Source organism: Achromobacter sp. SX5 (genome assembly GCF_056711425.1).
In genome coordinates this window covers 4,099,885-4,113,117 of record NZ_CM160041.1, presented here as the reverse complement: position 1 = coordinate 4,113,117, position 13,233 = coordinate 4,099,885, and the positions used below count along the sequence as shown (strand labels likewise).

The 13,233-nt window shown below is 68.4% G+C and carries 13 protein-coding genes; 6 read left to right on the top strand and 7 right to left on the bottom strand.

The annotated features are described in order from the left end of the window. Positions 1 to 29 precede the first annotated feature (29 nt). Entirely contained in the window at positions 30 to 707 is a 678-nt protein-coding gene (gene radC, locus AC1M14_RS19315) for a RadC family protein (protein WP_102774835.1), read from the bottom strand. 50 nt (positions 708 to 757) lie between these two features. Here radC and AC1M14_RS19310 point away from each other — a divergent pair, with 50 nt between their 5' ends. Genes AC1M14_RS19310 through maiA form a run of 3 tightly spaced genes read left to right on the top strand, consistent with a single transcriptional unit; the run spans position 758 to position 2,884 of the window. Beyond that, positions 758 to 1,234 carry an FKBP-type peptidyl-prolyl cis-trans isomerase gene (locus tag AC1M14_RS19310; RefSeq protein ID WP_102774834.1) on the top strand — a complete coding sequence of 159 codons (477 nt, stop codon included), beginning with the start codon at positions 758 to 760 and terminating at the stop codon, positions 1,232 to 1,234. Further along, positions 1,234 to 2,211: a 4-hydroxy-3-methylbut-2-enyl diphosphate reductase gene (gene ispH / locus AC1M14_RS19305; protein ID WP_209165592.1), complete on the top strand. Its 978-nt coding sequence runs from the start codon at positions 1,234 to 1,236 to the stop codon at positions 2,209 to 2,211. Before AC1M14_RS19310 ends, ispH begins: the two co-directional genes overlap by 1 nt. 28 nt (positions 2,212 to 2,239) lie before the next feature. Beyond that, a complete protein-coding gene (maiA, locus tag AC1M14_RS19300) occupies positions 2,240 to 2,884 on the top strand; it encodes a maleylacetoacetate isomerase (RefSeq protein ID WP_102774832.1) in 645 nt (214 codons plus the stop codon). 22 nt (positions 2,885 to 2,906) lie between these two features. On the opposite strand, the gene AC1M14_RS19295 is transcribed toward maiA, so the two are convergent. From AC1M14_RS19295 to AC1M14_RS19285, 3 genes are all read right to left on the bottom strand, one after another. Beyond that, positions 2,907 to 4,349, bottom strand: a complete 1,443-nt coding sequence (locus AC1M14_RS19295; RefSeq protein ID WP_111827310.1) for a DegQ family serine endoprotease — start codon at positions 4,347 to 4,349, stop codon at positions 2,907 to 2,909. A gap of 88 nt (positions 4,350 to 4,437) precedes the next feature. Then, the gene (locus tag AC1M14_RS19290) at positions 4,438 to 5,766 is read right to left on the bottom strand and encodes an ATP-binding protein (protein ID WP_111827311.1); all 1,329 of its coding nucleotides are present in this window, start codon (positions 5,764 to 5,766) and stop codon (positions 4,438 to 4,440) included. After that, positions 5,763 to 6,422, bottom strand: a complete 660-nt coding sequence (locus AC1M14_RS19285) for a response regulator (protein ID WP_102774830.1) — start codon at positions 6,420 to 6,422, stop codon at positions 5,763 to 5,765. Before AC1M14_RS19285 ends, AC1M14_RS19290 begins: the two co-directional genes overlap by 4 nt. A gap of 280 nt (positions 6,423 to 6,702) precedes the next feature. On the opposite strand from AC1M14_RS19285, the gene AC1M14_RS19280 reads away from it, so the two are divergent. Then, entirely contained in the window at positions 6,703 to 7,674 is a 972-nt protein-coding gene (locus AC1M14_RS19280; protein WP_102774829.1) for a Bug family tripartite tricarboxylate transporter substrate binding protein, read from the top strand. Further along, entirely contained in the window at positions 7,671 to 8,870 is a 1,200-nt protein-coding gene (locus AC1M14_RS19275; protein WP_479730277.1) for an MFS transporter, read from the top strand. The genes AC1M14_RS19280 and AC1M14_RS19275 overlap by 4 nt, the downstream gene beginning before the upstream one ends. On the opposite strand, the gene AC1M14_RS19270 is transcribed toward AC1M14_RS19275, so the two are convergent. The 3 genes from AC1M14_RS19270 to AC1M14_RS19260 form a co-directional block, all read right to left on the bottom strand. Further along, on the bottom strand, positions 8,867 to 9,652 hold the full coding sequence (locus AC1M14_RS19270; protein ID WP_479730276.1) for a GntR family transcriptional regulator: 786 nt from the start codon (positions 9,650 to 9,652) through the stop codon (positions 8,867 to 8,869). The two genes, AC1M14_RS19275 and AC1M14_RS19270, sit on opposite strands and share 4 nt — an antisense overlap. A 65-nt stretch (positions 9,653 to 9,717) precedes the next feature. Continuing rightward, positions 9,718 to 10,713, bottom strand: a complete 996-nt coding sequence (locus tag AC1M14_RS19265; RefSeq protein WP_111827315.1) for an HpcH/HpaI aldolase/citrate lyase family protein — start codon at positions 10,711 to 10,713, stop codon at positions 9,718 to 9,720. 40 nt (positions 10,714 to 10,753) lie between these two features. Beyond that, positions 10,754 to 11,821 (bottom strand): MaoC family dehydratase, encoded by a 1,068-nt coding sequence (locus AC1M14_RS19260; RefSeq protein WP_479730275.1) that lies wholly within the window; start codon positions 11,819 to 11,821, stop codon positions 10,754 to 10,756. A gap of 182 nt (positions 11,822 to 12,003) precedes the next feature. On the opposite strand from AC1M14_RS19260, the gene AC1M14_RS19255 reads away from it, so the two are divergent. After that, complete coding sequence (locus AC1M14_RS19255) at positions 12,004 to 13,170, top strand: acyl-CoA dehydrogenase family protein (protein WP_479730274.1); 1,167 nt, start codon at positions 12,004 to 12,006, stop codon at positions 13,168 to 13,170. Positions 13,171 to 13,233: the final 63 nt, after the last annotated feature.

The window sequence follows — 13,233 nt, the reverse complement described above, 5'->3', positions numbered from 1 at the left end:
CTAACGAATTCCGGCGCGCCGCGCAGCGCTCAGAGGCAGCCCCGTTCCGCCAGGGAAACCACCGTGTCGCCGGCCACGATCAGGTGGTCGACCAGCTTGATGTCGACCAGCGCCAGCGCCTGCTTCAGGTGGCGGGTGAAGCCCTGGTCGGCGGCGCTGGGCTCGGCCATGCCGGAAGGGTGGTTGTGGGCGACGATGAGGGCGGCCGCATGGTGGCGCAGGGCCTCGCGCACGACTTCGCGCGGGTAGACGGAAGCCTGCGACAGCGTGCCGCGCGCCAGCTCGCCGGTGGCGATCAGGCGCAGCTGGTTGTCCAGGTAGAGCGCGATGCAGTGCTCCACCCGGCGATGGCTCAGCGCCAGCTTGCAATATTGTTTCACTTGCAGGGGACGGTTCAGGTTGTCGGCCTGGGGCAGGCCTTCTTCGACGGCGCGGCGCGCCAGCTCCAGCAGGGCGGCCAGCATGCAGGCCTTGGCCGAGCCCAGGCCGGGGACCGCCATCAGCTCCTCGGGCGCGGCGCCCAGCAGGCCCCGCAGGCCGCCGAATTGCTGCAACAGGCGGTTGCCCAGGGTCGTGACGTGCACCCCGGGCAGGCCCGTGCGCAGGGCGATAGCGAGCAGTTCCGCGTCCTGCAGCGCGCAGGCGCCGTGGCGCAGCAGGCGCTCGCGGGGGCGCTCGTGTTTGGGCATCTGGACGGACAATTTCATAAGAGGCTCTAAAATCAAGGTTGATTCAATTGCCTATACGGTGGCAGATCGTGAGTACCGCCTCTAATGAAGTGAACGTTTTGGTCCGTCCGGATTCCTACCTGACGCTGCACTACCGGATTACGCTGGCGTCCGGCCCGGGCAAGGATTCGGTGTTCGCCGATACCTTCGACGGCCGCCCCGGCACCCTGCAGATGGGCAGCGGCCAATGGGCGCCCGGCCTGGAGGCGGCGCTGGTCGGCCATGCCGAAGGCGAGCGCTTCAGCGTCACGGTCGCGCCGGCCGACGCCTACGGCGAACGCAACCCCGAACTGATCCAGCGCGTCACGCGCGCGATGCTGGCCGAGCACGCCGGCGCCGACGCCACGTTCGAGCCGGGCGACCTGGTCGAGTTCTCCGCGCCCAACGGCGCGCGCTACTCGGGCATCCTCAAGGAAATCAACGACGAAACCGCGCTGTTCGATTTCAACCACCCGCTCGCCGGCGTCAGCCTGCGGGTCGACGTGGCGCTGCTGGGGATACTCTGATGAGCCAGGCCGTCACCGCTCCCGGCGCCGAGGTCCTGCTGGCGCAGCCGCGCGGCTTCTGTGCCGGCGTGGACCGCGCCATCGACATCGTCGAACGCGCGCTCGAACTGCATGGCGCGCCCATTTACGTGCGCCACGAAATCGTCCACAACCGCTACGTGGTGGAAGACCTGCGCGCCAAGGGCGCGGTCTTCATCGACGAACTGGAGGACGCGCCCGCCGGCTCCATCGTGGTGTTTTCCGCCCACGGCGTGTCCAAGGCGGTTCGCGTGCAAGCGCAGGAACGCGGTCTGCAGGTCTTCGACGCCACCTGCCCGCTGGTCACCAAGGTCCACATCGAAGTGGCGCGCATGCGCGCGGCCGGCCGCGAGATCATCATGATCGGCCACAAGGGCCACCCGGAGGTCGAGGGCACGCTGGGCCAGGCCCAGGGCGGCATGTACCTGGTCGAGACCGTGGAAGACGTCGCCGGCCTGCAGGTGCAGGACCCCGAGAACCTGGCCTACGTCACCCAGACCACGCTGTCGGTCGACGACGCCGCGGCGGTGTCGCAGGCCCTGAAGGCGCGCTTTCCCAACATCGCCGAACCCAAGAAAAGCGATATCTGCTACGCCACCCAGAACCGCCAGGACGCGGTCAAGGTGATGGCGCCGGAATGCGACCTGGTGCTGGTGGTGGGCAGCCCCAACAGCTCCAACTCGAACCGCCTGCGCGAGGTGGCCGAACGCAAGGGCGTGGCCTCCTACCTGATCGACGGAGCGCAGTCCATCGACCCGGCCTGGCTGGCCGGGCGCACCCGGGTGGGCGTGACCGCCGGCGCCTCGGCGCCCGAGATCCTGGTGCAGCAAGTGATCGAGCGCGTCAAGGAACTGGGCGCGGTGTCGGTGCGCACCATGGCGGGGCTGGAAGAAAACGTGGCGTTCCCGCTGCCCAAGGGCCTGTCGCGCAAATCGGCGCAGACGGAATCGCTGGAATAGGCCCGGACAAGAAAACCAAGGAGACTTCATGCAGTTGTACAGCTACTTTCGCAGTTCGGCCGCCTACCGCGTGCGCATCGCCCTGAATCTGAAGGGCCTGTCCTACGAGTACCTGCCGGTGCACATGCTCAAGGACGGCGGCCAGCAGCTGACGCCCGAATACCGCAAGGTGAATCCCACGGCGCTGGTGCCCACGCTGGTCGACGGCGATGCCGTCATCGGCCAGTCCCTGGCCATCATCGAATACCTCGACGAAACGCATCCCGAGCCGCCGCTGCTGCCGGCCGACGCGCTGGGCCGCGCGCGCGTGCGGGACCTGGCGTTGGGCATCGCCTGCGACACCCATCCGCTGAACAACCTGCGCGTGCTGAAGTACCTGAAGCACACGCTGGGCGTGGACGAGGACGCCAAGAACGCCTGGTACCGCCACTGGGTGCAGCAGGGCCTGGGCGCCCTGGAGGCGCAGCTGGCGGCGTCCAGCGCCACCGGCCGCTTCTGCCACGGCGACACGCCGACCATCGCCGACCTGTGCCTGGTGCCCCAGGTCTTCAATGCGCAGCGCTTCGGCTGCGACCTGTCGGCCATGCCGAACGTGCTGCGCATCGACGCCGCCTGCCGCGAACTGCCGGCCTTCGACGCGGCCGCGCCGGGCAAGCAGCCCGACGCGGAGTAATCCGGCCGCGGGCACGCGCCCGTCAGCCGACCTGCACCGGCACGAAGATCTTGTCCTCGCCGCGCTGCACCAGCAGCGCGACCGTCTTGCCGGCCTTGGACAAGGCTTCCCGCACCTGCCCGACGCTGTGCACGGGCACGCCGTTCAAGGACAGCAGCACATCGCCGGGCTCGATGCCGGCGCGCGCGGCCGGCCCCACCGAACGCTCGATCAGCAGGCCCTCGGCGCCCGCCGCCTGCTGTTCCTGCGGGCTCAGCGGCCGCAGCGCCAGGCCGAGCTGGCCGCGCTGCACGTCCTGGTCGCCCGCCGACGCCTGGGTCTTGTCGGTCGGAACGCTGCCCAGCGTGGCGGTCAGCTGCTTGTGCGCGCCGTTGCGCCAGATGTCCAGCTTGATCTTCTCTCCCGGCGAGGCCAGCGTGATGGTCGAGGCCAGGTCGCCCGACGACAGGATGGTCTTGCCGTCGATCTCGCGCACCACGTCGCCGGGCTGCAGACCCGCCTTGGCCGCGGCGCTGCCTTTCTCCACGCTGGACACCAGCGCGCCCGAGGGCGTATCCAGCTTGAAGGAATCGGCCAGGTCCTGATTCACTTCCTGCACCGTCACGCCGAGCCTGGCGTGCTGCACCTTGCCGTGCTCCAGGATCTGATCCTTGATCTTGTAGGCCACGTCGATCGGGATCGAGAACGACAGGCCCTGGAAGCCGCCGGTGCGGCTGTAGATCTGGGAGTTGATGCCCACCACTTCGCCGCGGTCGTTGAACAGCGGGCCGCCGGAGTTGCCCGGGTTGACGGCCACGTCGGTCTGGATGAACGGCACCGAGGTGTCGTCGGGCAGCGAGCGGCCCTTGGCGCTGACGATGCCCGCGGTGGCGGTGTTCTCCAGGCCGTAGGGCGAGCCGATCGCCAGCACCCATTCGCCGACCTGCAGCTGGTTGACGTCGCCCACCTTGACGGTAGGCAGGTTCCTGGCGTCGATCTTCAGCACCGCCACGTCGGTCTGCGGGTCCGAGCCCAGCACCTTGGCCTTGTATTCGCGCCGGTCGGTCAGCTTCACCGTGACTTCCTTGGCGTCCTGAACCACGTGCGCATTGGTCAGGATGATGCCGTCGGCGCTGACGATGAAACCGGAACCCTCGCCGCGCATGGGCACCTCGCGCGACGGCATCTGGCCGCGCGCGCCGGGGAACTGGCCGAAGAACTGGGCGAACGGGTCGCCATCGCCCAGGGACACCTTGCGGGTGCCGCTGACGCTGATGTTGACCACGGCCGGCCCGTAGTCGCGCGTGATCTGCGCGAAGTTGGGCGGGGTGGACGGATTGATCGCCTGCAAGGGGGCGGATACGGCCGGCGCGCCGGCCGCCATCGAAACGCCGCCGATGACGGCGGTGGCGCCGGCGCCGCCGATGGCGCCGGCGGCCAGCAGCGCCATCACCAGGCGCGAGGGCTTCATTTGGGAGGTCTTCATGTCGGCTCCTGCGTTCATGTTGAAGGACATGGCGCTATCTTCGGGCCCGACACTTAGGGGAATCTTAAATCCGGCCATCCGCGGCGCATCAGGCCGGGAACACCACCTTCACGCGCAGGCCCTGGCCGGACGGCGCGTCCTGCAGCGCGATCGTGGCGCCGTGGCGGGCGGCGATGGCGCGCGCGATGGCCAGTCCCAGGCCGCTGCCGGGTTCGGCGTTGCCTTCCACGCGGTAGAAGCGGTCGAACACGCGCTCGCGTTCGGCCGGCGCGATGCCCGGCCCCTCGTCGTCGATCAGCAGTATGGCCTGGCCGGGCGCCTGCTCCAGCCGCAGGCGCACGCGCTTGCCGGCCGGCGTGTACTTGACCGCGTTGTCCAGCAGGTTGCGCGCCAGCAGCGCCAGCGCATCCCGGTGGCCCTGCACCCAGAGCTGCGGCGCGCCGTCCAGCTCCACGTCGATCGACTTCGCATTGGCCAGCGGCAGGGTTTCGGACAAGGCCTGGCGCAGCACGTCGGCCAGGTCCACGGCCTCGGCCGGCGCCTGCTCGGCCGCGCCCTCGTGCCGCGCCATCGACAGCAGCTGTTCCACCAGGCGCGTGGCGCGGTCGATGCCGGCGGCCAGGCGCTGCTCGGCCAGCCGGCGGGCGTCCGCGTCGCCGGCGCGCTGCAAGGCCTGCAGCTGCAGGCGCAGCGCCGCCAGCGGCGAGCGCAGCTCGTGCGCGGCGTCGCCCACGAACTGCTTCTGCTGCGCGAAGGCGCCGCGCATGCGTTCCAGCAGCAGGTTCAGCTCCTGCACCAGCGGCCGGATCTCGTCGGGCAGGCCCTGCACGCTGACCGCCGAGAGATCCTCGGGCTGGCGCGCCGCCACCTGGGCCCGCGCGCGCTTGACCGGCCGCAGCGACCAGCTCACCACGCACCATACGATCAGCATCAGCAGCGGCGCGGCCGCCGCGATCGGCGCCACCGTGCGCAGCGCCAGCGCCCGCGCCATGTCCCGGCGCACTTCCATGTCCTGCGCGACCTGGATGACCTGGAACGGCGTGGCCAGCGAATACACGCGATAGGTGCTGCCTTCCATGCGGGCGTCGGAAAAGCCCAGCACGATCTGGTCGGGCAGCGGACGGCGCGAGCGCGAATTGAAGACCCGCACGCCGTCGGGCGTCCAGATCTGGATGATGAGATCGTCGGCCATGGGCGACGCCGCGCCGCGCGCCTGGTGCGGGCCGGTGCTGAGCAGTCCGTCGCCGGTGCCCAGCGACAGGGCGGTGCGCTGCAACAGCGAATCGAAGATGTCGTCGGCCTGCGCCAGCGTGCTGCGATAGGCGATCGCGCCCTGTACCAGCGCGCCGATCACGATGGCGGCCAGCAGGAAAAACAGCAGACGGGCCCGCAGCGAATAGCTAAGCGGAATGCTCATGTTTTGGGGATGACATAGCCGACGCCTCGGACGTTCTGGATCAGGTTGGAGCCCAGTTTCTTGCGCAGGCCATGAATATAAACCTCAACCGCGTTGCTGCTGATGCTGTCTTTCCAGCTGTAGAGTTTTTCTTCGAGCTGGGCGCGCGAGAAGATCATGCCGGGACGCGCGATCAGCGGCTCGAGCACCGCCCATTCGCGCGCCGTCAGCGCCACCGGCGCGCCGTCGACCATGGCGGCATGGGATTGCGGATCGATGGTCACGCCTTCGTGCTCGAAAACCGGCTCGGCCCGGCCCGCGCTGCGCCGGATCAGCGCGCGCATGCGGGCCAGCAGTTCGTCCACGTCATAGGGCTTGACGATGTAGTCGTCGGCGCCGGCGTCCAGCCCGGCGATGCGGTCGCTGACCGCGTCGCGGGCGGTGGCGATCAGCACCGGCGTGCGGTCCTTGCGCGCGCGCAGCTCGCGCAGCAGCGCCAGCCCGTCGCGCTTGGGCAGGCCCAGGTCCAGCAGGATCAGGTCGTAGCTGTCGGTGTGCAGCGCCAGGTCGGCGGCATTGCCGTCCTTGACCCAGTCGACGGCATAGCGCTCGGCGCGCAGGAAGTCCAGCACGCTCTCGCCGATCATGAGGTCGTCTTCGACTAGCAGGATGCGCATGGCGGTGTCCGCGGTTATGGTCCGAAAAGTTGGACGCGGCGGGGAGGGCGGGAGTTCCCTTCGTGGCGTGGCTTGGTGGCGTTGTTCGGTTTAATGTTCGTACATAATGAGCCGCCTGATTCTTGTTGTCGCTCCGAAATATCAACAGAATTAGCCATGATTGCCGAATGATTTGGTTTTTCTGGCAGGTTTTCGCGTACTATGTACGTACCTAGTTTCAAATAAAGCTGGGATGCACGAAAAAACCAGGCGCCAGATGCGCCGATACGGAGGTGACAACATGGACTTTGCTGGACTGGCGTCGCGCCTGCTGCTGGCGGCATGCGCGCTGTGGGCGGGCGCGGCGGGCGCCCAATACCCGGAGAAAGCGGTGCGCATGCTGGTGGGGTTTCCCGCCGGACAGACCACCGACGTGATCGCGCGCATGCTGGCGCAGGAATTGACGAGCGACCTGGGGCAGACTTTTTTCGTCGAGAACAAACCCGGGGTGGGCGCGGGCCTGGCGGCCGAGGAAGTGGCGCGGTCGCGGCCCGACGGCTATACGCTGCTGGCCACTTCGAGCGGCCCGCTGGCGGTCAACGGCTGGATCTACAAGAACCTGCGCTACGACAGCCGGTCGGACTTCCAGCCGCTGGCGATGATAGGCATCTTTCCGCTGGTGCTGGTCGTCAACCCGGCCTCCCGCTTCAATAGCGTGGCCGACCTGGTCGAGTACGCCAGGCAGCATCCGGGGGCGGTCAACTATGCCTCTGGCGGCAATGGCGTGACCAATCACCTGGTGATGGAAATGTTCCAGCAGCGCGCCGGCGTGAAGCTCAACCATATTCCGTACAAGGGCGGCGTGGCGGCCATGACCGACGTGGTGGGCGGGCAGGTGGACGTGATGTTCGAAGTCGCCTCGATCGCCGAGCCGCTGGTGCGCAGCGGCAAGCTCAGGGCGCTGGCCGTGGCCAGCGAGCATCGCGTGGCGACGCTGGCGAACGTGCCGACCATCGCCGAGTCGGGGTACGCCGGATTCCGCGGCGACCCCTGGATAGGCGTGGTGGGCCCGAAGGATCTGCCGCAGCCCGTCGTCGACAAGCTGGCCGGGGAGATCGTACGCATCGCCCGCAAGCCGCAATGGACCAGGCGGATGGCGGAGCTGGGCGCGATTCCCCAGGTGATGGAGCCGGCGCAATTCGGCGCCTTCATCGGCGCCGAGGTCGAGCGCTGGGGCGAGGCGGTGAAAGCGGCCAACGCGAAAGCGGAATGAGGTCGTCCGGGCCGCGCCGCCGGCAGGCGGCGATACTGGTCTGCACGCTGGCGATCCAGGCCGTCGGCACGGCCGCCACGCTGGCGTTCGCCGTGCTGGCGCCGCTGATCCCCGGCGCGCGCACCGCCGAGGTGGGCCTGTTCCTGGCCCTGGTCTATGGCGGGGCGATGGTGGGCAGCGCGCTCAGCAGCGCCTTGATCGGACGGCTGGGCGCGGTGCACGTGTCGCAGGCGGCGCTGCTGCTCCAGGGCGCGGGCCTGGCGCTGCTGACGGCCGACGCCGGGCTCGCGCAGACCGGCGCCGCGCTGCTGTGCGGCCTGGGCTACGGCACCATCACGCCGGCCAGCTCCCATATTCTCGCGCGCACGACCGCGCCGCAGCGGATGTACACCGTGTTCTCGCTCAAGCAGACCGGCGTGCCGCTGGGCGGCATGCTGGGCGGGGCCATGCTGCCGGTGCTGGCGGCGTGGTCGTCGTGGCGCACGGCCCTGCTTCTGCTGGCCGGGCTGGCGCTGGCGGTCGCGCTGGCCAGCGGCTGGCTGCGCGCGCAGCTGGACGAGCCCGCGGCGCCGCGCACGGCCGGGATGGGGCAATGGCGGCAGCCCGTCGTCGAGGTATGGCGCAACGCGCAGCTGCGCGCCATGGCGGCCGTCTCCCTGCTGTTCTCGGCTTGCCAGCTTTCGGTCAGCGGCTACCTGATGGTGTTCCTGTTGCGCGAACTCCAGATGGGCGCGGCGCGCGCCGCGCTGATCTACGCCGTGTCCCAGGCGGCGGGCGTGCTGGGACGCATCGTCTGGGGGCGGATCGCCGACCGCACGCGCGCTCCGCGCGGCGTGATGATGCTGATCGGCGTGCTGATGGCGCTTGCAGCCCTGGGGCTGGCCTTGCTGCCGGCGCATCCCGATCCGGTCGTGCTGGCAGTGCTGGCGGCTGTGCTGGGCGCGACCGCGATAGGCTGGAACGGCGTTTTTCTGGGCGAGCTGGCGCGGCTGGCGCCCGCCGGCAAGGTGGCGTCGGTGACCGGCGGCGCGATGTTCTTTACTTATATCGGCGTGGTGCTCGGCCCGCCTGCGTTCGGCTATCTGGCCGAGCGCGCCAGCCTGGGCGCGGCCTATGGCGCGCTGGCCGCGCTGCCGCTGATCGCGCTGCTGCTGCTCGGCCTGCGCGGGCGCGGGCCGGTCGCCCGAGCCGGCTAGGAGGACAGGCCGGGTTTGAGGCCGCGCTTGAGCTGGAAGGCCACGGTCACCCGGTCGGCCGGATAGGTCGTGTCGGTGATTTCCAGGATTCTGCCGGTGGCGTCCTTGTAGTGCCGGATGAGCCGCAGGCCGGCGCTGCCCGCCTGCACGCCCAGGCGTTCGGCCAGCGGCGCATCGATCAGGGTAGCCGTGACCATCTGGCGGATTTCGTCGATGGCGACGGCATATTCGCGTTCGATCAGCGAGCTGATCAGGGTCTGCGGCTGGCGGCGGATGGTGTCGACCAGTCCGGCAAGCGAGGCGTCGATATAGATGTCGGCCTGCGCCACGGGCGTGCCGGCCTTCCTGGCGTCCTCGCGCGTGCCGCTCAGCAGGACCCACGCGCTGCCCACCGGCGCCTCCAGCCGCCGCGCCTTGTTCCGGTCCAGCGTGACGTGGCGCACGGCTTCGATGGCGCGCACCTCGGTGGCCGCGACGCGGACCAGGTCTTCGGGCGTGCCGAAGGACTGCACGAACGCGGTATCCGGATTGGCGCTTTCGACCAGCGTGCCCACCGCCTTCTTGCGCGAGATATAGCCCAGGTCTTCCAGCTTCTTCAGGGAGGCGCGCACCGTATGCCGGCTGACGCCGTACTGCTCGGCCAGTTCATGCTCGGTGGGCAGCAGGCTGCCCACCACGTGACGGCCTTCCTGGATGTCCCGCACCAGCGTGTTGGCCAGCTCCACGTATCGCGGTTGCGCGCCGGCGGATTCCTGCGGGAACTTCTTGCGGATGGCTGTCATGGACATGTCGGACGGGGGGCATGGACTTGCGGCGTATTGTAAGGCGGCCCGTCCGGCCGCGCGGTTCAGTCGGCGAAGAATCGGCGCCGCGCCTCGTCCGGCAGCGGCATGCCGGTGATCTTCGCCTTTTGCAGGACTTCCCAGAAGTAGCGGTAGGTTGCGCGGTCGTGGAGTTCGCCGCGGTATTGGATGGGCCCCCAGTCTTTGTCCTGCGCGGCCAGCAGGATATTGGCGGCGTCCTCGACTTCGTCGAAATCGGGCTGCATGGCCTGCACGATGGGCTGGATCTGCGCCGGATAGATGCTCCACATGCGCAGAAAGCCGAACTCCCGGCGCGCGCGGCCGGCGTCGTCGGCGATGACGGCGGGGTCCTTCAGATTGAGGCAGACGTTGTGGGACGGAACGACACCATGGGCCAGCGCCGCGGCCGCCACGTCGGCCTTGGCCCGCACCAGCAGCGCGTGTTCGAACTGGCCCGGGCTGCGCATGGCGCTGGCCGCGATGGCGCCGTGGTGGCCGCTGACGAAATCCATGAGGCCGAAATCCAGCACCTCGACGCCGGGCAGGGCGGCGATCGCGAACGCGTCGCGCAGCGCGCCGTGGGTCTCCACCAGCACGTGCGCCGGTATCTGCCTGTCCAGTCCGGCCTTGTCCGCGGCCTCGCCGATATAGGCGATGACTTCGGCGGCCTGCTGCCAACTGGTGGCCTTGGGAATGGTGATGTACGCCAGGCGGCGGCCGGCCTGGCCCACGATGATGTCCACGTCCTGGCGCCAGGCCGGATGGGATGGATCGTGGATGCGCGCGCCGGCGCGGTCGTGGCGGTTGCGCGCCGAGTCGATCATGCGCGCCACCATTTCGGCGTGGCCGCGTTCCTGGCCCGCCGCCGCGCCGTCCTCGCAGTCGCAGGTGATGTCGAAGATGGGGCCGTAGTCGGCCTGCAGGTCCATGGCCTTGCCGATCAGCTTCTCGCTGCCGGCGAAATGTTCGCAGGCCGGCAGGATGGGGAAGGGCTTTTCGCCGCTGAAAAGCGCGTCGCGGGGATGGGAGGCGGTGGTCATGTTGGGGGCTCGTGGAGTGAAGTGAAGAAACGGGGCGGCGTCAGGCCTGGCGCCGCGGCATGGCGATGGTGTAGTCCAGGTCCAGCACGACCTGCGCGGGATGTGCTGCGCGGCCTGCGCCGGTATCGGGAAAGACGATGGACGCCGCGTCGGCGTTCTTGACTCCTATGGTGCGCAGGCGCAGCGCGCCGACTTGCGACGGTCCCAGGTCGATGCGTTGCAGCACTTGCGTGGCGCAGGCGATGGTGTCGCCGGCATGGGTGGGATTGACGTGGCTGCCGCCGTTGATGGCCAGGATCGAAAGGCTGTTCTCCAGGCCGTCGTAGGCCAGGGCGCGGCACAGCGAGATGACGTGCCCGCCATAGACCAGCCGCTGGCTGTCTTGCGCCGCCATGGCGCGGCCATCGAAATGCGCGCGGGCGGTGTTCTGGTACAGGCGTGTCGCGATGCTGTGGTCGCTGTCGTTGACGGTCATGGCGCCGGGGTGATCGATGCGCTGGCCCTCGGCGTAGTCTTCCCATAGCTCGTCGGCGCCCGTCACTTCGGTGATGCGCCGTACCGAGGGCTTGTATCCGTGGCGGGCCAGTTGCGCGGCCTCGATGGCCGGCAGCGTCGACGGCGCCAGGCTTTCGGCGCAGACCGCCTGCGGGTCGCGCTTATGCACCATGACCCAGCGCACCCATTGCAGGATCTCTTCCTGGCGCTGGTTGCGGGCGGTGGAGCGCACGTAGACGACGCCGGTCCTGCGGCTGGAGTTCTCTTTCAGGCCGATTACTTCGGACTCGACCGCAAGCGTGTCGCCGGGGTACATGGGCGCGATGAAGCGCAGCTCGGCATAGCCCAGGTTGGCGACCGCGTTCAGCGAAATGTCCGGCACCGTCTTGCCGAAGGCGGTGTTGAACACCAGCAGGTCCTCCAGAGGCCAGCCGTCGCAGCCCAGCAGCTCCGCATTGCTGCGGGCCGTGAACAACGCGCTGCGGCTGCCGGTCAGGCCGATGTAGAGGCTGCGGTCGGCGTCGGTGAGGGTGCGCGGCGTGGCATGCCGCAGCTTCATGCCCAGCCGGAAGTCCTCGAAATAGTTGCCCTTGCGGTCTCTGCTCAATCCCACTTTGGCTCTCCTGTGCGCCTTAATGTTCGTACATAGTGCATATCAAATTCGCCTATGTCAAATAGTCGGTCGAAAAAAAGAATCGGCTGTTTTAAGCGTAAATTTTCCGATCTCCACTTGTGCTTTCGGAATTTTCAGTTCTATTATGTACGTACATTGAAAGTTCTAGATGCGAGGAAAGCATGCAGGGACAGAGCGAAGAGCGACGCATGATCCAGGAGGCGGCGCGGCAGTTCACGATGGAGCGCGTGCTGCCCGTGGCCAACCGGCTGGACCCCGACAAAGGCAAGATTCCCCGCGAACTGATCGAGGAAATGGCCGAGCTCGGTTTCTTCGGCATCCTGATCCCCGAGGAGTACGGCGGATTGGGGCTGGGCGCCTACGAGTACTGCCTGGTGGCCGAGCAGCTCTCGCGCGGATGGATGAGCGTGGGCAGTCTGATTGCGCGCGGCAACGGCCTGATCGGCGCGCTCAAGGGCCTGACGCCGCAGCAGAAGGCGCATTACCTGCCGCGCATGGCGCGCGGCGAATTCCTGGGCGCGTTCTCCCTTTCCGAACCCAATGCCGGATCGGACGTGGCCAATATTTCCTGCCGTGCCGTGCGCGATGGCGACGGCTGGCTCATCACCGGCAGCAAGTACTGGTGCACCTTCGCCGACGATGCGGACTTCATCCTCGTGATCTGCCGCAGCGACCCGGTCGTGGACCCGAAGGCGCGTCACAAGGGGCTTTCCGCCTTCATGATCGAGAAGCCGCGCGGCGAGCTGCCGCCGGGCGTCAAGGGCAGCGTCATTCCCAAGATCGGCTATCACGGCTGGACCACCTGGGAGCTTGCGTTCGACGGCTGCCGCGTGCCGCATTCGTCCCTGGTCGGCGAAGAGGGCAAGGCTTTCTACCTGGCCTGCGCCGGCCTGGAGACGGCGCGCGCGCATACCGCGGCGCGCTCCATCGGCCTGGCGCAGGGCAGCCTGGAGGATTCCATCCAATATGCCAGGGAGCGCGCGCAGTTCGGCGCGCCGATCGCGAATTTCCAGGCCATCCGGTTCAAGATCGCGGAGATGGCGACGCAGATCGAGGCCGCGCGAGCCTTGCTTTATTCCGTGTGCGAAAAGATCGACAGCGGCGTGCGCGCCGACACCGAGGCCTCGATGGTGAAGCTGCTGGCCAGCGAAATGAGCGAACGCGTGACCAGCGAAGGCCTGCAGATCCATGGCGGCGCCGGCTACACCACGCATTTCGCCGCCGAACGCTATTGGCGCGATGCGCGCCTGACGAAGATCTTCGAAGGCACGTCCGAGATCCAGATGCGCATCATCTCCGACGCGCTATTGGGAAAGGTGCCGACGTGAGCGATTCGATCCGGCAAGACAATGGCGGCGCAGCGGCCGCGGACCGGGCGGGCTCGCTCGCCG

What these genes read in the sequence shown, in the direction of transcription:
- AC1M14_RS19255 (WP_479730274.1), top strand. Translation starts at nt 12,004, where the DNA reads ATGCAGGGACAGAGCGAAGAGCGACGCATGATCCAGGAGGCGGCGCGG.
- AC1M14_RS19280 (WP_102774829.1), top strand. Translation starts at nt 6,703, where the DNA reads ATGGACTTTGCTGGACTGGCGTCGCGCCTGCTGCTGGCGGCATGCGCG.
- ispH (WP_209165592.1), top strand. Translation starts at nt 1,234, where the DNA reads ATGAGCCAGGCCGTCACCGCTCCCGGCGCCGAGGTCCTGCTGGCGCAG.
- AC1M14_RS19290 (WP_111827311.1), bottom strand. Translation starts at nt 5,766, where the DNA reads ATGAGCATTCCGCTTAGCTATTCGCTGCGGGCCCGTCTGCTGTTTTTC.
- AC1M14_RS19285 (WP_102774830.1), bottom strand. Translation starts at nt 6,422, where the DNA reads ATGCGCATCCTGCTAGTCGAAGACGACCTCATGATCGGCGAGAGCGTG.
- AC1M14_RS19265 (WP_111827315.1), bottom strand. Translation starts at nt 10,713, where the DNA reads ATGACCACCGCCTCCCATCCCCGCGACGCGCTTTTCAGCGGCGAAAAG.
- radC (WP_102774835.1), bottom strand. Translation starts at nt 707, where the DNA reads ATGAAATTGTCCGTCCAGATGCCCAAACACGAGCGCCCCCGCGAGCGC.
- AC1M14_RS19270 (WP_479730276.1), bottom strand. Translation starts at nt 9,652, where the DNA reads ATGACAGCCATCCGCAAGAAGTTCCCGCAGGAATCCGCCGGCGCGCAA.
- AC1M14_RS19275 (WP_479730277.1), top strand. Translation starts at nt 7,671, where the DNA reads ATGAGGTCGTCCGGGCCGCGCCGCCGGCAGGCGGCGATACTGGTCTGC.
- maiA (WP_102774832.1), top strand. Translation starts at nt 2,240, where the DNA reads ATGCAGTTGTACAGCTACTTTCGCAGTTCGGCCGCCTACCGCGTGCGC.
- AC1M14_RS19295 (WP_111827310.1), bottom strand. Translation starts at nt 4,349, where the DNA reads ATGAAGACCTCCCAAATGAAGCCCTCGCGCCTGGTGATGGCGCTGCTG.